This window comes from Wolbachia endosymbiont (group B) of Protocalliphora azurea, from assembly GCF_947251865.1.
Lineage (GTDB): Bacteria > Pseudomonadota > Alphaproteobacteria > Rickettsiales > Anaplasmataceae > Wolbachia.
This window is the reverse complement of record NZ_OX366394.1, coordinates 652,113-675,417: the sequence shown is the minus strand read 5'-3', so window position 1 is coordinate 675,417 and position 23,305 is coordinate 652,113. Positions and strand designations below refer to the sequence as shown.

Annotated in this window: 23 protein-coding genes and 3 pseudogenes; 20 read left to right on the top strand and 6 right to left on the bottom strand. The window is 33.6% G+C overall.

Annotated elements, in window-relative coordinates; translation table 11 throughout:
* Positions 1 to 118 precede the first annotated feature (118 nt).
* Positions 119 to 319 carry a 50S ribosomal protein L33 gene (gene rpmG, locus OPR35_RS03195; protein WP_012481745.1) on the bottom strand — a complete coding sequence of 67 codons (201 nt, stop codon included), beginning with the start codon at positions 317 to 319 and terminating at the stop codon, positions 119 to 121.
* 149 nt (positions 320 to 468) lie between these two features.
* Here rpmG and OPR35_RS03190 point away from each other — a divergent pair, with 149 nt between their 5' ends.
* The 5 genes from OPR35_RS03190 to OPR35_RS03170 all read left to right on the top strand — a co-directional run bounded on the left by OPR35_RS03190 (position 469) and on the right by OPR35_RS03170 (position 7,332).
* The gene (locus OPR35_RS03190; RefSeq protein WP_265024995.1) at positions 469 to 2,217 is read left to right on the top strand and encodes an Rne/Rng family ribonuclease; all 1,749 of its coding nucleotides are present in this window, start codon (positions 469 to 471) and stop codon (positions 2,215 to 2,217) included.
* Positions 2,218 to 2,290: 73 nt separating this feature from the next.
* Positions 2,291 to 4,204, top strand: coding sequence for a molecular chaperone DnaK (gene dnaK / locus OPR35_RS03185; protein WP_052264747.1), 1,914 nt, complete (start codon positions 2,291 to 2,293; stop codon positions 4,202 to 4,204).
* Positions 4,205 to 4,276: 72 nt separating this feature from the next.
* On the top strand, positions 4,277 to 4,561 hold the full coding sequence (locus tag OPR35_RS03180) for a BolA family protein (protein WP_012481743.1): 285 nt from the start codon (positions 4,277 to 4,279) through the stop codon (positions 4,559 to 4,561).
* A 7-nt stretch (positions 4,562 to 4,568) separates the two neighbouring features.
* On the top strand, positions 4,569 to 5,801 hold the full coding sequence (gene metC / locus OPR35_RS03175; protein WP_265024994.1) for a cystathionine beta-lyase: 1,233 nt from the start codon (positions 4,569 to 4,571) through the stop codon (positions 5,799 to 5,801).
* Positions 5,770 to 7,332 (top strand): Mur ligase family protein, encoded by a 1,563-nt coding sequence (locus OPR35_RS03170; protein WP_007302714.1) that lies wholly within the window; start codon positions 5,770 to 5,772, stop codon positions 7,330 to 7,332. Before metC ends, OPR35_RS03170 begins: the two co-directional genes overlap by 32 nt.
* A 358-nt stretch (positions 7,333 to 7,690) precedes the next feature.
* Here the strand turns inward: OPR35_RS03170 and miaA are convergent, their stop codons facing one another.
* A complete protein-coding gene (gene miaA, locus OPR35_RS03165; protein WP_019236354.1) occupies positions 7,691 to 8,584 on the bottom strand; it encodes a tRNA (adenosine(37)-N6)-dimethylallyltransferase MiaA in 894 nt (297 codons plus the stop codon).
* A 75-nt stretch (positions 8,585 to 8,659) separates the two neighbouring features.
* Here miaA and OPR35_RS03160 point away from each other — a divergent pair, with 75 nt between their 5' ends.
* From OPR35_RS03160 to OPR35_RS03130, 7 genes and pseudogenes are all read left to right on the top strand, one after another.
* Positions 8,660 to 9,130: a hypothetical protein gene (locus OPR35_RS03160; RefSeq protein ID WP_019236353.1), complete on the top strand. Its 471-nt coding sequence runs from the start codon at positions 8,660 to 8,662 to the stop codon at positions 9,128 to 9,130.
* A 127-nt stretch (positions 9,131 to 9,257) separates the two neighbouring features.
* Positions 9,258 to 9,917 carry a JAB domain-containing protein gene (locus OPR35_RS03155; RefSeq protein WP_214303410.1) on the top strand — a complete coding sequence of 220 codons (660 nt, stop codon included), beginning with the start codon at positions 9,258 to 9,260 and terminating at the stop codon, positions 9,915 to 9,917.
* A gap of 105 nt (positions 9,918 to 10,022) precedes the next feature.
* Positions 10,023 to 10,358: a helix-turn-helix domain-containing protein gene (locus OPR35_RS03150; RefSeq protein ID WP_213864000.1), complete on the top strand. Its 336-nt coding sequence runs from the start codon at positions 10,023 to 10,025 to the stop codon at positions 10,356 to 10,358.
* Between the two features lies 1 nt (position 10,359).
* A complete protein-coding gene (locus OPR35_RS03145) occupies positions 10,360 to 10,722 on the top strand; it encodes a helix-turn-helix domain-containing protein (RefSeq protein ID WP_214303409.1) in 363 nt (120 codons plus the stop codon).
* Between the two features lie 76 nt (positions 10,723 to 10,798).
* A pseudogene (locus OPR35_RS03140) lies at positions 10,799 to 11,059 on the top strand (transposase); the annotation flags it as partial.
* Between the two features lie 77 nt (positions 11,060 to 11,136).
* Positions 11,137 to 12,139 (top strand): IS630 family transposase gene (locus OPR35_RS03135; protein WP_230608967.1). Its coding sequence is split into 2 segments (ribosomal slippage): positions 11,137 to 11,646 and positions 11,648 to 12,139, totalling 1,002 coding nucleotides; the frame shifts between segments, so codons are not numbered across the junction.
* A 14-nt stretch (positions 12,140 to 12,153) separates the two neighbouring features.
* Positions 12,154 to 13,134 (top strand): annotated as a pseudogene (locus tag OPR35_RS03130) (IS256 family transposase); the annotation flags it as partial.
* A 216-nt stretch (positions 13,135 to 13,350) separates the two neighbouring features.
* Here the strand turns inward: OPR35_RS03130 and OPR35_RS03125 are convergent.
* From OPR35_RS03125 to OPR35_RS03115, 3 genes are all read right to left on the bottom strand, one after another.
* Entirely contained in the window at positions 13,351 to 13,611 is a 261-nt protein-coding gene (locus OPR35_RS03125; RefSeq protein WP_265024993.1) for a hypothetical protein, read from the bottom strand.
* Between the two features lie 19 nt (positions 13,612 to 13,630).
* Positions 13,631 to 15,316, bottom strand: coding sequence for a recombinase family protein (locus tag OPR35_RS03120; RefSeq protein WP_264704252.1), 1,686 nt, complete (start codon positions 15,314 to 15,316; stop codon positions 13,631 to 13,633).
* Between the two features lie 268 nt (positions 15,317 to 15,584).
* On the bottom strand, positions 15,585 to 16,388 hold the full coding sequence (locus OPR35_RS03115; protein ID WP_265024992.1) for a hypothetical protein: 804 nt from the start codon (positions 16,386 to 16,388) through the stop codon (positions 15,585 to 15,587).
* Between the two features lie 177 nt (positions 16,389 to 16,565).
* Between OPR35_RS03115 and OPR35_RS03110 the strand changes: the two genes are divergently transcribed.
* The 8 genes and pseudogenes from OPR35_RS03110 to OPR35_RS03080 all read left to right on the top strand — a co-directional run bounded on the left by OPR35_RS03110 (position 16,566) and on the right by OPR35_RS03080 (position 21,802).
* On the top strand, positions 16,566 to 17,510 hold the full coding sequence (locus OPR35_RS03110; RefSeq protein WP_264376787.1) for a hypothetical protein: 945 nt from the start codon (positions 16,566 to 16,568) through the stop codon (positions 17,508 to 17,510).
* A gap of 51 nt (positions 17,511 to 17,561) precedes the next feature.
* Positions 17,562 to 17,894, top strand: a complete 333-nt coding sequence (locus OPR35_RS03105; RefSeq protein WP_214303408.1) for a helix-turn-helix domain-containing protein — start codon at positions 17,562 to 17,564, stop codon at positions 17,892 to 17,894.
* 34 nt (positions 17,895 to 17,928) lie between these two features.
* Positions 17,929 to 18,033 (top strand): annotated as a pseudogene (locus OPR35_RS07395) (helix-turn-helix domain-containing protein); the annotation flags it as partial.
* Positions 18,034 to 18,236: 203 nt separating this feature from the next.
* Entirely contained in the window at positions 18,237 to 18,755 is a 519-nt protein-coding gene (locus OPR35_RS03100; protein ID WP_265024991.1) for a hypothetical protein, read from the top strand.
* A 79-nt stretch (positions 18,756 to 18,834) separates the two neighbouring features.
* Positions 18,835 to 19,422 carry an L-threonylcarbamoyladenylate synthase gene (locus OPR35_RS03095; protein ID WP_214303401.1) on the top strand — a complete coding sequence of 196 codons (588 nt, stop codon included), beginning with the start codon at positions 18,835 to 18,837 and terminating at the stop codon, positions 19,420 to 19,422.
* 17 nt (positions 19,423 to 19,439) lie between these two features.
* Positions 19,440 to 20,291, top strand: coding sequence for a DNA polymerase III subunit delta' (locus tag OPR35_RS03090; RefSeq protein ID WP_007302718.1), 852 nt, complete (start codon positions 19,440 to 19,442; stop codon positions 20,289 to 20,291).
* 36 nt (positions 20,292 to 20,327) lie between these two features.
* A complete protein-coding gene (locus OPR35_RS03085) occupies positions 20,328 to 21,122 on the top strand; it encodes a hypothetical protein (protein ID WP_019078583.1) in 795 nt (264 codons plus the stop codon).
* 29 nt (positions 21,123 to 21,151) lie between these two features.
* Positions 21,152 to 21,802: a VirB8/TrbF family protein gene (locus OPR35_RS03080; protein WP_007302720.1), complete on the top strand. Its 651-nt coding sequence runs from the start codon at positions 21,152 to 21,154 to the stop codon at positions 21,800 to 21,802.
* Between the two features lie 14 nt (positions 21,803 to 21,816).
* Here OPR35_RS03080 and OPR35_RS03075 read toward each other — a convergent pair whose 3' ends face one another.
* The gene (locus OPR35_RS03075) at positions 21,817 to 23,304 is read right to left on the bottom strand and encodes a proton-conducting transporter transmembrane domain-containing protein (RefSeq protein ID WP_007302721.1); all 1,488 of its coding nucleotides are present in this window, start codon (positions 23,302 to 23,304) and stop codon (positions 21,817 to 21,819) included.
* Position 23,305 lies beyond the last annotated feature (1 nt).

Sequence of the window (23,305 nt, the reverse complement as noted above, 5' to 3'; positions counted from 1 at the left end):
CTTTATGTTTATTAATTGTGTAATGATCAACACTATGAGTTTCACCTTCCCTTCCATTATATCTCTGAGCTCTATTATTAGAGTATAACTTGATTATAAACTATATATAACAATAAACTTACTTTAATTTTTCTTCTTTAAATAATACGTGTCTTCTGACCACTGGGTCATACTTCCTAAACTCGAGCTTTTTGGGAAGGTTCTTAGGATTACGTTTTTTTACACAAAAATAGCCTGTTAGTTTCTCTTCTCCAGTTTTTGTTGTTTTAGTTGCAGTGCTAACTAGCTTGACAAGCAAAGAAGCATTTTTTTTCGCCATAATTGTTAGTGATATAATAAACTCTATGCAAGTTTAGAACACAAAACACTGAAAGTCAACCCAATAATGCAGGTCGCAAAATTCTTGACAATCAATAATATATTAAGTAGTATAAGAACATTTCAGAATGGAAAGTAGACGGTAAATAAGTGGTGAGTGATGGCAAAAGGTTATTGTTGATAGAAAGTACTACCTGTTCTAACGAGGTAAGGGTTGCCCTACTAGTTAATGGTAGGGTTGTAGAGTTTGAACAAGAATTCAAGGAAAAAAAACAATTAAGAGGTAATATATACGTTGCTTATGTAAAGCGTATAGAGCCTGCTTTGCAGGCCGTGTTCATTGAGTATGGAAAAAATAAGCAAGGTTTTTTGTCTTTTTCTGAGATATCTCTAAATTACTTTAATATTCCAGAAAAAGAGAAGGAAATTTTCCCTGATGAAGACTATTCGAGCGGTGTGGACTGTTCAAATGATAATTGCACAGAAGAAGGCCTAGATTCTACAGCTAGTAATGAATCCAGCAGTGGTTTTGTGAGGGGGGTACCTTTACATAGAAAATATAAGTTACAAGATGTGATTTCAGTAAATCAAAAGTTATTAGTTCAATTAACTAAGGAAGAACGAGGAAATAAAGGAGCTTCATTTACAACATACGTAACTTTGGTCGGTAGATACTGTGTTTTCATGCCCAATTCCATAAGTAGGGGTGGAGTATCTCGCAGAATTGAAGATACCAACGTTAGAAAACAGTTAAAGGATATATTAAATTCAATAAATTTACCAAAAGGCTCAGGTTTAATAGTAAGAACTGTTGGTGCAGGAAAAAGTAAGAAAGAAATTGAGCAAGATTACAATAATTTGACCTTATTATGGCAAAATATCCAGCAAAACTTCTCTTCTTTAAATGTTCCATCATTAATTTACAACGAAGCAGATGTAGTTATGAGATCTGTACGTGACTTTTGTAGTAATGATACAGAAATTATAGTATCTGATAGAGAAGTTTGTGAAGCGGTAAGAAAATACACTAAAAATGTGTTACAAGGAAAATTGCGTCCTAGATTATATAGAGGTTCTGTTCCAATCTTTACTTACTATCGAGTCGAAGATCAAATTTCTGAATTATATAGCAATAGAGTAGAATTGCCATCTGGTGGGTCTTTGGTGATAACCTTAACTGAGGCATTTGTTTCAATAGACGTAAATTCAGGGAAAATGACAGGAGAAGATAACATAGAAGAAACAGCTTATAGAACTAATATGGAGGCATTATCTGAAATATCAAGGCAAGCGAATCTCAGGGGCTTATCAGGGTTAATAGTTGTTGATTTTATTGACATGTTGAAACTTGAGTATTGCAAAAATGTTGAATTTGCTATCAAGCAGGCGTTTAAAGATGATAAAGCTAAAGTTCAATTTAGCTTTATCAATGACTTTGGTTTAATGGTCTTTTCAAGACAAAGAATTAAACCAAATATACAGGAAATTAATACTACAGAGTGCTTACGCTGTAAAGGTATTGGAAGAGTGAAATCAAACGAAGTGGTTGTTGCATCGATACTAAGGGATTTGCAACATATTGCTAATAAAAATCAAAATAAGTCCTTTGATTTAATAGCACGCAGTGCAGTTATAGCGCACATTTTTAATAATAAGCGTGATATGGTTTCTACAATCGAAAAAGAGTTCAATATTACATTAAATGTTAGTATTGATAATAGTTTAGATGCAGATACATTTATTTTAAAGCAAGGAGACCATATTAATTTTAATGATTATAAGCCATTGCAGAATTCTGGATGTCAAATTGTGAATAGCAGGGATAAAGAAGCTGGTAAACTACCGGGCAACTTTTGGTTAACTAAATGGCTTTCGCGCCTTTTGGGCTCTAACAACTAAACGGGACTTGTAATTAACGAGTTTTATACTTATATATTTTACATCAGATAATATTTAAAAGGGAGTATTCATTATGGGAAGAGCAATAGGTATAGATCTTGGAACAACAAATTCTTGTGTTGCAATAATGCAAGGCAAGGATACAAAAGTAATTGAGAATAAAGAAGGAGCAAGAACTACTCCATCTATAGTTGCATTTACTTCATCTGGAGAAAGGTTGATTGGCGCTCCAGCAAAAAGGCAAGCAACTACCAATGCAAATAATACTTTTTTTGCAACTAAGAGATTGATAGGTCGCCAATATAGCGATCCTGAAATGAAGAATCTAGGTGTACCGTATAAGGTATTTGCAGCAAAAAATGGTGATGCATGGGTTAAAACAACTGATGGTAAAGAATACTCTCCTAGTCAAATTGGTGCATTTATACTACAAAACCTGAAAGAAGCAGCTGAGGCTTATCTTGGGGAAGAAGTAAAGGATGCTGTGATAACAGTGCCGGCGTACTTCAATGATTCTCAACGTCAAGCAACAAAAGATGCAGGAAAAATTGCTGGATTAAATGTCCTCAGAATAATTAACGAACCAACTGCTGCAGCACTTGCTTATGGTCTTGATAAAAAGCACGGACACACAATAGTAGTGTATGATCTTGGTGGTGGTACATTTGATGTTTCAGTTCTTGAAATAGGTGACGGAGTTTTTGAAGTAAAGGCTACAAATGGTGATACTCACCTTGGAGGGGAAGACTTCGATAATGCAGTAGTAAATTATTTACTGGGTGAATTCAAGAAAAGTAATGGCATTGATTTGAAAAACGATCCAATGGCTATGCAAAGAATCAAAGAAGCTGCAGAAAAAGCAAAGGTAGAATTGTCAAGTGCAATGGAAACAGAAGTAAATCTACCGTTTGTTACAGCTGATGCAAGTGGCCCAAAACACTTAAATATGAAGCTAACAAGAGCAAAGCTTGAAAGTTTAGTGAATGATTTAATTGAAAGGACTATAATTCCTTGCAAAAAAGCTCTTGAAGATGCTGGTTTGTCTGCTAGTCAAATTGGTGAAGTAGTTCTTGTTGGTGGCATGACTCGTATGCCAAAAGTCATAGAGAAAGTTAAAGAATTCTTTGGCAAAGATCCACACAGAGGGGTTAACCCTGATGAAGTTGTAGCAATTGGAGCTGCAATACAGGCGGGAATCATTCAAGGTGATGTAAGAGATGTATTACTACTTGACGTAACTCCACTTTCTCTTGGTATTGAAACTCTAGGTGGAGTATTCACTCCACTTATTGAACGTAATACTACTATTCCCACAAAAAAATCTCAGGTGTTTTCAACTGCAGAAGATAACCAAACAGCCGTTACAATTAAGGTACATCAAGGTGAAAGAAAATTGGCGATTGATAATAAACTGCTTGGTCAGTTTAGTTTAGAAGGAATACCACCTGCTCCTCGCGGGGTTCCTCAAATTGAGGTGACATTTGATATAGATGCAAATGGAATAGCGCATGTTTCTGCAAAGGATAAAGCTACTGGAAAAGAGCAAAAAATACGTATTCAGTCTTCAGGTGGTTTATCGGAGGATGAAATAAATCGGATGGTGAGAGAAGCTGAGGAAAAAGCACAAGAAGATGAAAAGCGTAAGAAATTTATTGAAGTGAAGAATCAAGCGGATAGTTTAGTTCATTCTACAGAAAAATCTTTGACAGAATATGGTGATAAAATTTCTCCAGAAGATAAATCTGCTATTGAGAATGCAGTTAATGAATTAAAGGAAGTTAGTAAGTCTGATAATATTGATGATGCTGATTCAATACAACAGAAGGTTACTAATCTTTCTCAACTTTCTATGAAGCTTGGAGAAGCTATGTATAAGGAATCTCAACAACAACAAGGTGGAGAAAGCTCATCCACAACAAATAATGAGGAAGAAAAAGTAGTAGATTCTGATTATCAAGACATGGATAATAAAGAAGAGAATAAGTAATTCGATTGTCATCCCAGTGCCCAGATACTGTGGGATGACAAGAGGAGCGTATTGTTGCTTAAAGGAACTATTGTGGATATTATTAAGACAATAGAAGAAAAATTACGCGATTCAATAGGTGTAATTGATATTAATATTATCGATGAATCAGCAAAGCATGTAGATCATTATTTTGTTTCTTCTTCGACACTACCTTCACATATCAAATTAGTATTAATATCTAACGACTTTTCTGGAATGAGCTCTTTAAAGAGGCATAAATTGATCTATGAATTATTAAAGAGTGAAATAGAGCGATTACATGCGATTTCTCTTCACTTGTATACGCAAAGCGAATACAATCTAAAAAATAAATAGTAGAAACGTGAGAGAAGAGTCTTTATTAGTTAAAGCAGGAAGAAAATTTAATGATTATAAAGGATCGATGAACCCACCAGTTTATCATTCTTCTACCATATTATTTCCTACTTACAAGGATTACTTAAGTGCAGCGAATGGGGAGAGTATATATGATGTGATCAATGATGGTGTTGCAAGGGATTACAGCTATAGTAATGTTGGTACGCCTACTGTTCATTATTTTTCAAATGCACTGGCTGAAATTGAGGGTAGGGGACAAGCACTCATCTACCCTTCTGGATTATTTGCACTTACTTTTGCTATTTTGACTTTCACTAAAGCAGGTTCACATGTCCTGATACAAGATAATAGTTATTATAGGCTAAAGAGATTTGCCGAAAATGAGCTACCAAAAAGAGGAGTAGAAGTAACTTTTTATAATCCGACACAGGATATAACTGATTTAGTTCAGAGTAATACTTCACTCATCATGATTGAGACTCCTGGTTCTATAACGTTTGAGATTTCAAATATAGAGCATATAGTAAAAGTTGCTAAAGCACGTGGAATCGTAACCGTTTGTGACAATTCATGGGCCACTCCTTTGTTGTTTAAGCCGCTTGATTATGGAATTGATGTTGCACTATACGCGGTGACAAAGTATCTAGCCGGTCACTCAGATTTAGTGATGGGAGCTATGGTTGCTGAAGGTAAAATTTTTAAATTGCTTTATGAGAGCTATAAAAATTATGGAGTCACCATTCAATCGCATGACTGTTACCTTGCACACAGGGGACTTAGAACACTGCAAACACGCATGAGGAAGCATCAAAGTACAGCAATGCAAGTAGCAAAGTGGCTGGAAAAACATCCAAAAATCAAAAAAGTCTTATACCCCGCACTTTTTTCCTATTCTCAGCATGATTTATGGAAAAGTTATTTCAAAGGGGCAAGTAGCGTATTTAGTATAGTACTCGATAGAGAATATTCATGTGAGGAACTAAGCTGCATGGTTGATCACATGAAAATTTTTGGCATCGGTGCTTCTTGGGGAGGATGTGACAGTTTGATATTACCAATAGAACATAGATCTATGTCAAGATCTGTAATGAATTCAGATTATGGTGGAAGTTTTGTGCGAATATTTTGCGGACTAGAAGATCCTGAAGATTTGATTTTTGACTTGAATACTGCATTAATAAGACTGCCATGTTCAAGTGTTAAAGATGATTGTGAGACTGAAAGAGCTACTGCATAACATTGTAAATGCTGACTTTGATATTGAAATCAAAGGCGTCACATGTAATCCTAAGAGAGTTAAAGAAGGTTACCTTTTTGTTTGTGTGTCAGAAAGGAGTAAAGAACACGTAACATGTCTTCCTAATGGATGTGTACACAACTGTGTAGACGTTGTAATACAAGGGGCCAAGAAAGATGTCATCCCAGTGCTCAGACACTGGGATCCAGAAAATTTAATTGTAAACAAGCATACTAGACAATTGTATAATGAAAACTGGATTCCAGTGTCCGCTACTCGAATGACAAGTACTCCAAGTTTTGCAGTGCTTTACCACTCGGACCCTCAAGGAATATACAGTGAAATAGTCAGCAGGTTTTATCAATTCAAACAACCTAAATATGTTGCTGCTGTAACTGGTACGAATGGTAAAACTTCAGTGGTGGAATTTTGTCGCCAGATTTGGCAAGATAATGTAGCGTCTATAGGAACACTGGGAACATGTGTCAATAATAATAGAAAAGATAATAGCCTTACAACGCCAAGTGCAGATGATCTTTATTCCACATTGCGTGACATAAATAATAAGAACGTAGAACACTTAGCATTAGAAGCTTCAAGCCATGGAATCGATCAATACAGAATCCATGGACTCAGGCTCAATGCTGCAGCTTTTACTAATTTCTCTCAAGATCATTTGGACTATCACAAAAGTATCGATGAGTATTTTGAGGCCAAGAAAAGGTTGTTTGATGAGGTATTGCCAAAAGAAAAAACAGCGATTTTAAATGCAGATATAGGCGAATATGGAGAGTTGCTCAACATAGCTGAAAAGCGTGGCAACAAAGTTATAACCTATGGAAAAAAAAACTCTGACATTACTTTATTAAAGCAGATACCCACTGCCAATGGTCAATACCTGACAATTCAAATCGGTGATGAAATTTATAACGCATTTTTTCCGATTTTTGGGCAATTTCAAGCATATAATTTGTTGTGTGCAATCGGTATAGTTATTTCATCTGGTATGGACTATCAAAGAATGTGTATAGATAAACTCGCTTCTCCATCTGGAAGAATGGAAAAAGTGAACACTTTTGCATTTGTCGATTACGCTCATACTCCAAGTGCACTCAAACAAGCTCTGTTGTCTTTAAAATGGCACTTCAATAAAAAGATAGTTCTAGTGTTCGGTTGTGGCGGGAATCGTGATCAAACAAAACGTGCAGAGATGGGTAAAATAGCACAAATGCTTGCAGGTAAAGTTATAGTCACAGATGACAATCCGCGCGATGAAGATCCGGGGAAAATTCGTCACGATATTTTGTTACATTGCCCTGATGCACTGGAGATAGGAGATAGAAAAAAAGCTATAGAGAAAGGTATAAATATAGCACATGATGAAAATATGATTCTGCTAGTTGCAGGAAAAGGACATGAAAGATTCCAAATAATAGAAGGCCAATCCCTTGAATTTAGTGATGTTGAAGTTATTAGAGAGGGCCAAAAATTTGCTACTGCTGTTTTGCTCTCTCCTTCATCCAACGCCTGAATGGCTTTTTTCCTTAAGTCATAACTGTACGCTGCTGGCATTTTTACCTTCTTGTTACACTAAATCACTATCTTATCTTGTTCCTACTATTATGAGAAGAGCTATACAAGGATATGAAAGTGGAGATTGTGGTTACAAGATTAGTGAGAGAATATAGAAAAATTTAGGATGAAATATTGCGTGATATAGTTCATTTAGTGATAAAGGCTCTTACAGGTATAGTAGCGCTTCATAAGTAAGAATATTTTTACAAAGAATTTAATAATCACAATTTAGGCAATGATGAAAGTTCTTTAAGAAAAAAGTTTAATACTATCAAGAAAAGTTTGCATAGGCATAGCAATATAATACATAATAATCAAAATATTCCAAATTCTGTCAATTTATTTGCACAGTCAATCACTTGAGAATTCGGAAATTGATTTTTAAACCAAGTGTACTGGCGTTTTGCATAATGCCTTGTGTTTGTTTGAGCAATCTGTATTGCTTCGTCTAAAGTAATCTCCCCTTTTAAGTATCTTATAATTTCTGGTACTCCATGTGCTTTCATAGCTGGCAAATGTGGAGATGGGTTCATGCTAAGTAGGTTTTTTACTTCATCAATTGCTCCATTTTCAACCATTTCAATAAAACGAGAATTTATTTTTCGGTATATATCCTCACGTTTAGGTAGAATTGTATATACCTTAAAATTATTGAACAAAGGAGGCTGTCTATTTTCTTGCCATACAAAGATTGTCTTGCCAGTTTCAGTGATAACTTCAAGTGCTCTTGAGAGGCGATGTGAGTCATTAATAAATATTTTACCTTGAATCCTTGGATCTTTGCTTAGCACTAATTTGTAGAATTCCTCTTTACTTAAATTTTTTCTAAGTTCATTTACGTTTTCTCTCACTTCCTGGCTTATTTGTGGAATCGATGATAATCCCTTGATTAAGCTGCTAATGTAAAGCCCACTTCCTCCAGTGATGATCGGTATTCGTGAATTTTTCAGCGCGTTGTTAACTTCCCTATTTAAATCCTCTATCCATAAACCTACGGAATAATTTTCTCTTGCTGAAACATAACCGTATAGCCTATAAAATTCTTTCTGCTTTGGTGGTTGAGCAGTAATTACGGGAATCTCTTTGTATACCTGCTTTGAGTCACAGTTTATTATGCTAATGTTTTTATGCTTTTTTATCAAGTTATCGCATAATTCTGATTTACCTGAGGCTGTAATTCCTGTAATAATTACTATATTATCTTTCATTTATATTAATTTAACTAACCTATGATAGGGTGTAGTAAAAATTTGGATTCTACAATCTAAAATTTGGAGACTTTTATGGCAGAAAATGATAACGATAACTCGTTTACTAAGCGTTTTACAAATAGGACTTCTAATGAGACAAGAGGAGGTTTTTCCAGTAAGTATTCATCTCAAAATACCAAAGAACATGCACTAGGAGCAAAAGGAAAAATTTCTGAATTGGCAAACAAAAAAGCTGAAGCCAAGGAAGCTTTTTCTGAAAGTGGCGGCATAAAGAGTAAAAGCAGAACTATCAATGAAAGATCCTTTGCTGATGCAACAAGAAGAAGTAGATCAGATCTCATATATCTAGTTCGTGGTAAAGATCGAGGAAGATCAGCTTGGCACTATGTATTAGTTGATAAAGATAAAAGAGAAATGTTTCTGGCAAAAAGTAGAACTGGCTCTATAGATGTTGCAGATTATGGAGAGATTTTATATTCAGGATGGGGAGATGATCCACCACAGACGATAGTCGATAAAATCAATGAGGAGTTCGGATTGTAGTAAATCTGTTGTAAAAGCAACAAGGACAACATTGCAAATTTAGAGTTCAAAAGGGTTATTCCTCGAGAACTATTGCGTCAGAAAGCTGGCGCTGAATTTGTATATAATGTTGACCTTGGAGGTTTTTATGAATAATAGTGAGAGAAAAGAAAAATTGGAAACTCGCATTTTATCAAGTAGAGGCAGGTCTTTACTTGACCATGAGCTACTGGAACGTACTCTATCTGAATATGCAGAAGGAAGAGAAGTGGCAAAAAGGCTAATTGAGCTCTTTAGTAGTTTAGGAAGGGTAATTAATGCTGACTTTCATGAACTAAAAAATGTTACAGGAATGAATGATGGAGCAATAGCAAATATCTTTTGTCTGAAAGAGATTTTTGATAGGATATTGAAAGGTAAGTTAAAAAAGCTGTCGATTCTTGATAATAGAGAAGAGCTATTAAAATACTTTAAAGCAGCAATAGGGCAGTCACGAAAGGAAAGCTTACGAGTGGTATACTTAGATCGAAGTGGTCATTTAATATATGAGTATATTCAAGATTGTGGAACTATAGACAGAGTACCTCTATATGTGAGGGAAATAATAAAACAGGGATTACTGATTGATGCAGCATCTGTTGCAATTTCACATAATCATCCAAGTGGAGATATAGAGCCATCTAAAGAGGATGAAGATAACACACTTACATTAGCTGCAACTTGTGAAAATGTAGGAATGAAATTGATAGATCATATAATCGTAACACAGAAGAGCCACTTTAGTTTTTATGACAGTGGTTTATTGTAACCTATAGACCGGAAGGAGAGTTCTTTAGCTCTCCTTCTTTTTTTTTCTACTTCATAAATTAAAAAATTCAATGTAAGCTTGAACAGCTAAAATTAGTAATGAAAGGTGGAATTAGGCAAAAAAATAAAGGAACTTAGGTTATACTGTGGTTTGACACAAACTGAATTAGGAAAAAGAATAGGTGTTTCATATAGACAGATACAAAGGTACGAAAATGGTTCAAATTGCATTTTAGCCAGTAGGCTATATGACTTAGCAAAAGCCCTATCAATTGATGTTGCTGATTTCTTTACTGGTATGCATACTGACTCACATGAAGCTTATGATGAAGAAATACTCAAACTAGTCAAAGGATATAACAAAATTAAGAGCAAAAGGTTACGTAGTGTAGTTTATATATTGGTAAAATCTTTTTCCCAAAGTATATTATCTGATACGTAAAGTGACCATACAACATCCTATCGATAAGCAAATAGGTGAAAGAATAAGGAAAAGAAGGCTAATGTGTGGTTTTAGCCAAAGGGACTTAGGAAAAAAGCTTGGAATTTCATTTCAGCATATACAAGGATATGAAACTGGAGAGGTAAGGCTTATAGTTGATAGGCTATATAAGTTAGCAGAAGCACTATCGGTTGATATGTCATATTTTTTTACCAAAGCCTCTGAAGACTTGCATGATAATGCCTTCCATAGTGATGTAGGTAGCGAAGAAATATCAAGATTAGTAAGAGAATATAGAAAAATTAAAGATGAAACATTGCGTGATATTGTGCATTCAGTGATAAAGGCTCTTGCTAACAAATAGTACAAAGGGAATGTTCAAAAAAGTGTGTCAAACCGAAAAAAAAGTAATAAATTGATATAAAAAATGGAGGTTTGATATGAGTCAAGCAAATAGAACTACTGGTTTGGTAGATTATAAAGAATTAGAAACAAATATCCTGTCATCTATACGAGAAGGAAGACCATTGACAGGAAGAGATGGAGCATTAACACCGTTTATAAAAAGGCTGCTAGAGGCAAGTCTGGAAGGTGAAATAGAAAGCCACATGTCAGCTAAAAGTGAAGAAAATAACCGAAGAAATGGAAGGAATGCAAAAACTTTACGTACAAGTTCAGGCTCATTTGAACTATTAATACCAATTCCCACTATGCAAAGAACAGATAGACAATAATGGGAAAGAAGTGATAATAAAGTAGATAAAATAGAGAGGTATAAATGGCATTAAGGTCAAAACTATTAGACGAAAAAGTTGTAAATTTGGCGAAAGAAATGTTAAAAAAGGTCAGAAATAACGCATATGTTTCAAAAAAGTTACAAGCGGTGATAGCAGGAAAAGAAAGTAGTATAAGCGCTGTGGCAAGAATATGTAAAATTTCAAGGACTGCTTTGACTGAATGGATAAAGCATCTAAAATTTGGTAGAGTAGAAAGATTATTTGCCCCGTCTCAGCGGCGAAGAAAAAGCAAATTAAAGAAAAATCAACGTGAGCAAATTGAAATATGGGTAGAAAGAAATCCAAATATTACTATTAAGGAAGTGCAGATAAAAATCTCAGAGGAATTTGGCCTAAACATTAGCAAATCAACAGTGCACCGTGAGATACAAAGGATGAAATTTTCTTATATAACACCGAGGCCAATGCACCATAAACAAGATAAAAACAAGCAAGAAGAGTTTAAAAAATACTTCAATAAAATAGTCAATTCCCACCCTGAAAAAGAGGTGTTTTTTTGATGAATCACGATTTGGAACTCATTCAAAAATCGGACACGGATGGTTTAAAAAAGGGGTCAGAACGCAGGTTAAAATGAAAATTGGTAGACAAAATTTCTATATCTACAGTGCGGTAAATCCAAGAAGTGGTAAGAAAATCAGCCTACTTGCTCCATATGTAAACACTGATTGTATGAATATATTTCTGGAGCAGATGTCGAAAGATTTAGGCACGAAAAAAGCCTTTCTTGTAATGGATTGTGCAAGTTGGCATAGATCAAAAAGTTTGAAATTTCAGGAAAACATTACCATTATATACTTGCCTCCTTATTCACCGGAACTGAATCCTGTTGAGAGGTTGTGGCAATATATCAAATACAATACTTTACGTAACAGAGTCTACGATACCATAGGCTTACTTGCAGATGTTCTGTGTAATTTTATTGTCAGTATTTCCAGCACTACTATTAAACGAGTTTGTAATGTTTCTTATTTGTTCGATTAGTAATGGAATTTGGTATAACACCAAGAGACAGAGAAGGAAGCTTTGAACCGCAAATAGTCAAAAAAAGGCAAACAAGCCTACATCCAGAACTTGAAGCAAAGGTCTTAAGTACATACGCCAGTGGCATGGGATACAGAGACATAGCTTCACACGTTGAGGAAATATATGACCATAAAATATCAGCAGCAGAGATATCCAATATTACTGATAAACTGCTACCAATAATCAATGAATGGCGCAGCCGTCCATTGCAATCAGTGTATCCAATAGTGTTCATGGATGGCATGTTTTTTAAGGTCAAGGAGGACGGACATTGCGTAAGTAAATGCATGTATAATATATTGGGTATAAATCAAAATGGCAGAAAAGAAGTATTAGGTTTTTATCTGGCTGAAAGTGAGGGAGCTAACTTCTGGTTGGGAGTTTTAAATGACCTCAAAGAAAGAGGAGTAGAAGATATTCTGATTGCATGTGTAGATGGGCTAAAAAGCTTTCCTGCAGCCATCAACAGTGTATTTCCCAGTGCAGAAGTGCAGCTATGTATAGTACACCAAATAAGAAATTCTCTGAAATATGTATCCAGTAAAGATGTAAAAGTTTTCATGAATGATCTGAAAAAAATATATCGTGCTTCAAGTAAAGAAATTGCTGAGAATTATCTGCTTGAGCTGGAAGAAAAATGGGGAGAAAAGTATCCTTTAGTTATAAAATCCTGGCAGAACAATTGGGAAAACTTATCCAGTTATTTTAAGTATTCTGGGCCAGTTAGGAAGCTGATTTACACCACTAATCCAATTGAGGGGTTGCATAGACAAATCAGGAAATTTACTAAAACTAAGGGTTCATTTACTAGTACAAATGCCTTGTACAAACAGGTATATTGTGCTATAAAAAAGGTAGAGCAAAGGTGGATTATGGCTCTCCCTAATTGGGCTTTAACTATGTCTCAACTTGATATTTTCTTTCCAGATAGATTGAAAATTGAGTTGAACTAAAAATGCGGCTTGACACACTTTTTTGAACGTTCCCAGTACAAATTTTAAAGTTCAGGTATTTTTTATAATATAAAACACTTCTACAAGCAATACTAATTAAAGTAAATTATTTATGGTAAATTAGATTAAGTTTTAAAAACCACCTTACTTTGTAATAGTTAACCATTTATTTCTGATATACAAGTAGCTATGTAAAACATAGCCACTTGTCTCCAATCAAAAACGTCCTACGAATGTCGTTTTGTTGTCTTTTAATTTATTCACCCAAGAAAAGGTCTCACTACTTTTAGAATTTTGGTCGCCCCACCTTCCACATCTAGTAAAACTGCCTTTTTCTACTGCTTCTTTAACAGACATTCCACCAAATAAACAACCCTGTCCTATGATTTCTCCTATTTCTTGCAGCTCGTTCCACATTTCTTCATCTTCTACCTCAATTTGTACTTGATGATAGTCTTCTGTGTCATGATATACCATTAAATTTAGTTCTCCTAGGCTAGTGCAAAGTGTTACTGTAAATACACCTACGACAATGTTGCAAATTTTTATTTTCCTTTCCATTATGTCCAGAAGAGTTCGGTAGCTCTTTTACGCGAAATACCACATTTACGTCCTCAAGGTTAATTTCAATTCTCTTGACCAATGTTCTGATAATATCACGTTTAGTTAACCAGTCTGCGTTATCAAGGTTTAACGTAATATTGGAAGAAAAGTCTTCTAAATTGGCCACAACCAGAGTTACCTCCTGTTCTAATTCCTTTTGATAAAATATCTTTTTCTTCTCTTCTTTAATTGTTTTTAAGCTTTGTTTCATTGCTTTAATTCGTGGTTCAAATTCCTCTTGATTGATATATTCTTGAGCATAACTATCGATAAGTCTAGCAATACCACGTTTTAATTTATTTTCTTGTTTCTCTAGCAGGTCACTTTTTTGATCCAATGATGATTTTTTTAGTTCTGAAAGCCTACGCTTGTATTCTTCTAAAATCCTGTTTGGATTTTTCAATAACTGCTTAACCTCTTCCCACACAGCTGTTTCTAATGCATCTGAGCGAATGGGTTTATTGTCACAAATCTTATTACCACCAAAACGGTAAGAATCTTTACCACTACAACGGTAATATGCATAATGACCACCTTCTTCTTCTCGTCTACTTCTCATGCAAGTTCCGTAACATCCGTAATTACAACGCTTACATATGACTAAACCTTGTAGTAAGTACTTTGCTCCTCTTTTTCTTGTCCTTGCTACTTTTCTATTTTCAGCTAATTGTTCTTGAACAATATCAAATATATCTTCATCTACTATATTTGGCACTTTAATATAAATCCAATTTGCTTTTTCAACAGGATAGACAGAGTGGTTACTTTTTGGCTGCTCACAAGAGCCTTTCTGTGGTCTTACTTGCTTTAATCTTACTCCTAACCTTCTTCTACCAAAAGCTGCTTGTCCTTTGTAAGCAGGGTTTTTCAACATACTCCAAATTGTACCTTTATTCCAGCGTTCTTTTCCTTTTTGTGTCTTAATGGACATAGTATTTAGCCGACGACATACTTCCCCAATACTTGTTCTTTCTCTGCCTATCCACAAAAATACTTTACGAACGACATCAGCTTCTTTTTCGTTAATCTCAAATAAAGCTTGTCCTCCTCCCATATGCTTATCTATATAACGATAACCATAAGGAGCTCCTCCCATTACATTTACATAGCCTTTGTTAGCTGCATAGATTTTACCACGACGACTTCGTTCCATAATTTTCGCACGTTCATATTCTGCTATCATACCTTGCATTTGTAACAGTAATTGAGATTCTGGGTTACCGTTAATCTCATAATTTAAAAAAACCACTTTTGCTCCTGCTTTTTCAAATTCTTCAATCAGCACCATTTGATATGCATATTTTCTAGATAAACGATCAGGAGAATGAATGTAAATCTTATCAATTTTACCTTCTGTTACTTTATCACGTAATTTTTCTAAATCAGGGCGGACTAAATGAGATCCACTGTAGCCGTTATCAATAAATTTATACTCACTTAACAATCTGTATCCGTCCAGATTAATTTGCTTCTCTAAAGCTGCAATTTGACTTTCTATCGTATTTCCTTCTACTTGTTTCCCCGAAGAAACTCTCGCATATAAACATACTGTTACCATTTGACCCTCCTTGAATCCCATTTTTATGTTTTAAGTTTTTTTGACTTATTTCCTTTGACACTACCTTTTCATAAGCATCTGATAAGCATTGTTCTGCTAACCGATTAGGTTCATAGCTACAGCTAATTTGGATAGCTAATCTCTTGTTTCTCATGACTTTTCCTTGAAATAATATGTTCATATCATTCCTTAAAGCCGATGGTTAATTGATTATTAGCGCTATAAGTAAATCGGACTCTTGGTTCTGGACACAGAAGTTTTCGAGAAATGGTTTTCTCTAGTTTTATTTTTATGTTTTTTGCAACATTGTCGGTAGTGTAAAAGCGCTGTTATCGGATATATCCATGTAATTTCTTTTGCCGTCCTTCCCAGTTTTTACTTCAACTTCACCGTCACCTATTTTTATAATATTGCCACCGAGATTTAAATCTCCTTTGCTTAGACCCAAATTTTTTGCACCTTCTACAACTTTTGCAACATCAACTATGCAGCTATGCGAAAATTCCATATAGAAGGTCTTATTATCGATTTCTACATTTTCAACAGTTCCTTCTATAGTAGCGTTCTCTCCAACTTCCCTGAGTTTTTTGAGCCTACTATATATTTGTGGCTCAATTTCTTTTTGCACTTTTTCAGTTATGTTCTTATCAACTTGTACATTAAAATCTGCTCCATTTAAGGCTAACTTTCTGATTATATCCTCTTGTTTATTTCCTTTGAATTCATCACGATACATCTTAAACATTGTAACGTTAGCAAAGCTAAAGCCATCCTCATTGGCAGCATTTATTCTTATTCCTAAATCCAAAACTTCATCGACAATTTTACTTAATTTGTCTATATTTTCAGCTGCAATAGCTTTTTCCAATAATTCATTTAGTTTCATATTTTCATATTCACTTAGCCTTATCTTGCATAAAGCTGATCGAAATGGATTGAGCTCCTCAGGATATGTTAAGATAGGCAATTTACTGATCTTTTTATTTGCTGTTGGAGCAGCTTTTATAAAATTAGGTAATAACCCTTCTTTTGCTATTCGCTCTACTGCTTTTAACATTTTACTAGACAATTTTTTACCATTTATTTTTTTCATTGTAACCCTCACTTAATTTCATTACTATTCGATCATATCGTGATAAATATTATTTAATTGTTAATATTATACGACTTATTGATTTACTGTATATTATAATAACAAGTTTTGCGGGCATCTACACTAGAAAAACACATCCTATAAAAATTATTTCAGTTTCAACAAAAATGGGCTATTGTGATTGTAAAGTTGAAAGAAATGGATCTCCTGTCTTACTCCACTGAAAAGTTGAAGAAGCATTGTCAGCTACTTGATAATGAAGAAAAAATAATTCTATATGAGCAGCTTCTAGATAAGGCTAAAGATATACTTGAAAATTCAAGAGATAATGTTTCTGAACTGAAAAAGATCAGTAAAGCTGCTGTGGCAATAGAGGAAACTACCGATAAAGAGTTGTTAGAAAAGTTTAATGATGATCACCCGCTAAGAGAAGTGGATATTTTAATCTACTCTCCTCAAGGAAATACTGAATATCTATTCAGTATAGATAACTCATCAGAGCTTTATGATTTAAAAGAAGATAAAGGAAAAGCTCTTTATAATGCTGTAAAATCAAATGATGTTGAGCTTGTAAAAAAGCTGCTAATGATCCTTCTACCTCAAGAAGTAGGTAATTTTGATGTAGAATACTTGGAAGAATTAAAAATATTGCTGTCAGGAATTCACAAAGAATTACAATTATCACAAGATATGAAAAATTATCTTGAGAAGACGATAAAGTTCTATAGTTTTTTATGTAGTAATTTTAGCTTATTAGTTGCAAATCCCACTGATGTAAAAGCCATGATTGATCTATTTGCTGCTCAACCAAATGTTGATTACCAAATAGATAAGCTTCTACTTTCTTTTATTGTGAGAGATGTAGAGGAAGAAAAGCTAAGTTCTAAAATCAGTCACATGATAGAACTTCTTGAGCAGCATGAAAGATTTGCTGAGCTTGAATATAAGGTTAGAAGGTTAAGATCAGAGTTTGCAAGTGGTAAAAGCAGATATTCGGCTGAAGTAATACGAAATAGCATTGCAGAACGAGAAAAAGAGATGAGGGAAATTGAGAAAAAACATATAAGGCCAAGCAATTTAATTAACGAGAGACAGAAATTGTTAAAGCAATTACTTTGCTAATTTTTTTCCACTTCATAAAATTTGTTGTAAATTGAGTAGTTAAAATTAGTAATGGAATTAGGCAAAAAAATAAAGGAACTTAGGTTATACTGTGGTTTAACACAAACTGAGTTAGGAAAAAGAATAGGTGTTTCATATAGACAGATACAAAGGTACGAAAATAGTTCAAATTGCATTTTAGCTAGTAGATTATACGACTTAGCAAAAGCTCTATCGATTGATATTGCTGACTTTTTTACTGATGTGCATGCCAGCTCACATGAAGCTTACGATGAAGAGGTGTTAAAGCTAGTCAAAGGATATAACGAAATTAAGAGCAAAAGGTTGCGTAGTGTAGTTTATACGTTAGTCAAATCTTTTTCTCAAGGTTACAATGAGAGTTAGTATTGCTTTGATATATAAGTTAAGATATTAACAAATGATTGTGCAAGCTGAACAACATCCTATCGATAAACAAATAGGTGAAAGAATAAGGAAAAGAAGGCTAATGTGTGGTTTTAGTCAAAGAGACTTAGGAAAAAAGCTTGAAATTTCATTTCAGCATGTACAAGGATATGAAAGCGGAGAGATTGTGGTACAAACCACGTTCATAAAAAGTCGACATATTATTACTATCGTTGCTCTGGTACAAACTCTAGCAAATTCAATGGCAATAAAATCTGCGATAATAAATCAATACGCACTGATATATTAGATGGAGTTATATGGGAAGAAGTCAAGAGTATCTTGAAAGAGCCAGATAGGATTGCAAATGAATATCAACGTAGATTATCAGAGAACAAAAAACCTTTACATAATCAAACACGTGAAAAGCAAGAAAGTAAGTTAAGATTAAGTATCAAAAAATTTATTGATAGCTATGCTAAAGGGTTTATAAGCCAAGAAGAATTTGAACCAAGAATCACAACAATGAAACAGCATTTGAAAGAAATTGAAGAAGAGAAAGAAAGAACGCTTGATCAAAAAAAACTACAACAAGAATTGAGCCTTGTTACAGATAGCTTGAAAAACTTTTCCTCAAGTGTTGAATCAAAGCTTGATCAAGTGGATTGGCAGACTAAGCAAAATATTATTAGAATGTTAATTCATCAAATTGAAATCAATCACAATCACTTGTATATAGTATTTCGCATAAAAAGTCTTGCAAATTTTGATCAAAATAGCCATAATAGAATTATGCAATGTTGTACTAGCAGTCAAAACGAGCAGTTGCTAATAAAATTTACTGTAAGTATACAACAGTAGCCATTTCGGTATCTTAATTGCTACCATATAGCGAGATAACTGTAAACCCAGAGCTATTGTAGACATAAGTTTTAGCTATATGGTATTTGAAGTAATAAATGCAATAAAAAATAATTTGTTAGCATGCTTTCCAACAGAGACAGTATATGCTCTTGCTTGTAATGCGCTAGGTAAAGAATCTATAGAAAAAATATACCGGATAAAGAAGCGTTCTCAAAACAAGCCACTCTCTGTATTTGTTAGTAATATTGATAGTTTGATAAATATAGCAAAGGTAAAGGAAGAGTATATCGATTTAATAAACTATTTTTCTCCTGGACCAATGACCTATATTTTACCACTTCAAGATAACAGTATATTACCAAATGAGTTCTTTAAAGATAGTATAGGCATAAGAATTCCTGATCATCCTATTGCGATTTCAATATTAAATGAACTGAAAACTCCAGTAGTTGCAACTAGTATTAACATTTCAGGAGAAAAAAGTATATGCAAAGCAAGAGATATACCTCAGTCTATTAAGCAACACTTATCTGCAGTAATTGAAGATGATGAATTAGTTTCTGGTATAGAATCTACTATTATTGACTTAACTGGAGACAAGATTAAGGTTTTAAGAAAAGGTAAAATTTCATTACAAACAATAAATAACGAATTTTCAAACTAAGATCTATAGGAGAAAGAATGAAAAAGGTGATAGGCCACAACCAAGCAAAAAAAAAGATAATGAACAACTTGTCTGTTCAATCTTGGCTGATCTGTGGTAAAAAAGGCATAGGAAAAGCAACACTTGCACAATCCTTTTCTAATTGGTTTCTTATCAAAAATTACGATGAAGTAGCATTAGACTTACACATTGTTGAAGGTGATACAATAGGAGTGGAAAAGGTGAGAGAAATGAAAAATTTTCTGTACCTAAGCCCCATTCAATCAGAATATAAGATAGCTATAATAGATAGCTTGGAGGCAATGACTAGCAATGCTAAAAATGCAATATTAAAGATATTAGAGGAGCCGCCACAAAATTCTAAAATACTTATAATTAGCCATAAACTATATGATATACAAACCACCATCCGGTGTAGGTGCTTTCAGCTGAATTTACTTCCGTTAACTTACGATGAAACAAAGCAGGTTGTTTCATCTCAGTGTAAATTCGACGATAAAATATTTAGTGAGATCATTACTTTGTTTCCTGGAACTCCGGGAGTAATAATAAATGCAATAAACAGTGGTGCTTATGAGTCACATAAGCATTTTTATACATTTTTCCGTAATCTAAATAATTCTGATATAGTTAATAAAATAATTAATAGTGAAATTGAGCTAGAACTAGCATCACATATCATTCAAACCTCCATTTTAGAAAGTATAAAGAAAGAAGTAAATAATGTTGAAATTTTGCTAAGTCAATGGAAAGAAATAGATGAACTTTTCGTTGCTGCAAAGCAATTTCGCTTAGATAAAAAGCATGTTTTAGCTAATGTAGTTAACATCATGACACAAAAATATAATACTTTTAACATAAATTCATGATAAAATCCTGATAATTTAATACTTAAAGTATATAGTTTGACTGATAATAAATTAACTTTATGGCAATCAATAGAAGTTTTAACAAAAACCATATTGAACATGCAGAAAGAATTGAGTTTACTCAAGAATACAGCTTTAGACCAAGACGTCACTTTAGAAAAAGGGAAGGAGCTGTCAAGTGGTATCTATGAAGCAAATTTTAAGCTCAATAAGGCAATCAATATAGCTACTTTGCCAAAAATTGGCCATCGCATGCTCAGTGGCGAGTTAGTCATACTTAATCATATTACGAAAGAAGAAGTAAAGATTCCTAGAGATTTTCATTATCTTAAAGTTATTAAACTCAATCATGATGACTATAAACTAACGTTTTGTAATTTTTTAGGTAATGAGTTTTTTGAATATAAAAAGTATGATCCACAATATTCTGATCTTTCAGATGAATATAAATTCGTGGATTTTGGTAGTGTAAAAAAGACTAATAATCTAAAATTTAAGGAGTATGTTGGTCATGCACCTAAATTTTTTGCTGTAGAAGGTCTTATTGAGCCTGGATCTGAAAACCATGTAATTGATCTATTTGAGCTAGTCAGAGAAGGTAAAGGCAGAAAAGTGGGAACCCTTGCTGATGAATTTGGTTATTTTGATGATCAAAATAAATTACACTACTATAATTATCACAAAAGTGCAGAAAGTAATACTTATGATCCTGAAAGCTTCAGTGTAAAAATGATAAATTTAGATGTGAAGAAAATTGATAAATTTCATCTTATTGCAGAACAAGGTGATATAATCATTCATACTATTTTGGAAAATTTAGACATATTTTAAAGTTTTTTTAGAGTTATTATAATTAGGTTATGGAAGTTGAATCAGTAAAAAACAAAAGTTATTTCAGGAAAGCAGTAGAATGGTATTGCCACAGATACCTGTTCTGCGTTGTAGAAAGATCTTGGATGGCGTTAATAACGTTACTTCTCTTAGTATGTTTATTTTTATCATTACTAAACATATACCTATTACTTCCTGTTAAAAAAGATTTAAATTTTGTGAAGTACACGAACCACACAGAAGATGAGTTTTCTACAATACATAAACTTAGTTTTAGTAAAAAAGAAGATGAATACACTTCCATAGCAAGGTACTTGGTAAGTCAATACGTCGAAGCATACGAGTCCTCTCAGATCGTTGAATCAAAGTATCAAGAAAATTTTATAAAAAACAATTCTATATATAAAATCTATCAAGACTTTCAGGAAAAAGTAAACAATGAAGCTGTTTCATCCACAAAAAAAATTACCAACATAAACGTAACAACACTATCTATTGACCGATCGATCAAGGACTTAGTTAAATTTGCTGGAAATGCCACTGTACTTTTTGCAGCTGAGCAAAATAAGAAAATGAAAGACTATGCTGTGGAGGTTAGCTTTACTTTATCAAACATGAAAGCAACTCTAACTGGTATAATACCATTTAAATTTATTGTTAACGGCTATAAATACAGCTGATTACATTTAAAAAATTACTTGGTAGCTAAAAAAATAACTAAAGTGCATACAGCAGTAACAACTGGAGGTAAAATTAGAAGCATTGGTGTCTTTTTAATAAAATAATTTCTAGAAGGTTTTAAGAAAAAGGCATTGTAAATTATCGGTAAGAAGTATAGAGCGTTGAGTATAGTACTGACAATTAACACCAGAGCTACAAATACAGAAAGTGTTACATTACTAGAGTTAAAAACAGCTTGAAAAATGAAAAATTTGCTCCAAAAAGTCGGAGCAGGTGGTACCCCTATCATGGACAATGCACCTATAGTAAATGCTATCATACTAATTGGCATACTACGTCCTATACCGTGAATTCTATCTATGTATTTCTCACCTGTTTTCGTTATTATTGCTCCAGCAGTGAAAAATAAAGTGATTTTTGCAAATGCGTGGCAAACTAATTGAAAAATTGCAATCCTCATGCTAAATTCACTAAAAATTGAAGCGAACAATATAATATATGACAACTGAGAGATAGTAGAATAAGCAAGCAATTTCTTTAATTCCTTTTGCTTTAATGCAATTAACGATGCAGTAATAATAGTAAATCCAGCAGCGTACGGAAGCCATCCTCCAGCAAACCAACTTTGCTGTGCAAAACGTTGCATATTATCGATGCCAAAAGTGTATAATATAACTTTGATGATGATGAACACTCCTGATTTCACAACAGCAACAGCATGTAGTAGTGCGCTTACAGGAGTTGGTGCAACCATTGCTTTTGGCAACCAAAAATGCATTGGCATTAATGCAGCTTTTCCTATTCCATAAATCAGCATAGCAAAACACACTGCAATAAAAGTTATGAACGAAGTATCAAACTTGAATATTCCACCTCTTACAAAGTCTAAAGTATGGAATTCATTATATAAGAGACCTATTGCAGGAAAAAATAACACTAAAGAAGAGAAAAATAGTAAACCAAAGTAATAGCGTCCTGCAATTACTGATTCATTTGTTGAGTTGTGAGTAATCAGAGGGTATGTACTAATAGTTAGAAGCTCGTAAAAGACAAATGTAGTGAGCAAATCTCCAGAAAAAGCAATAAACATTGCACAGCTAATCGCTATTGAAAAAAAGCATAGAAAACTCGAGTAGTTACTATCAGCATAGTTATTTCGCATATAACATATTGCATATATACTGGTTAGTACCCACAAAAATGATATTAATAAACTGAATATTGCTCCACTAGACTCTAACTTTAAACTAATATGCAAATTATTACCAAAGTCCATGAGAATAAATTGAGAATGATCACCATACACCAAATATAAAGTGCATAGAGATGTATACGCAAATAGAAGCATAGAAGAAACAACAGTAATGCTATTGTTCACTCTGGGCCATTTACTAGTAAAAGAAATAGCTAATGCACTTAAAAGTGGGATCAACGCAGTAATTAACAAATAATTCTCAGTAATAAAAAGTGGCAAGGAAAGAGATATTAAAACAAAATCCATT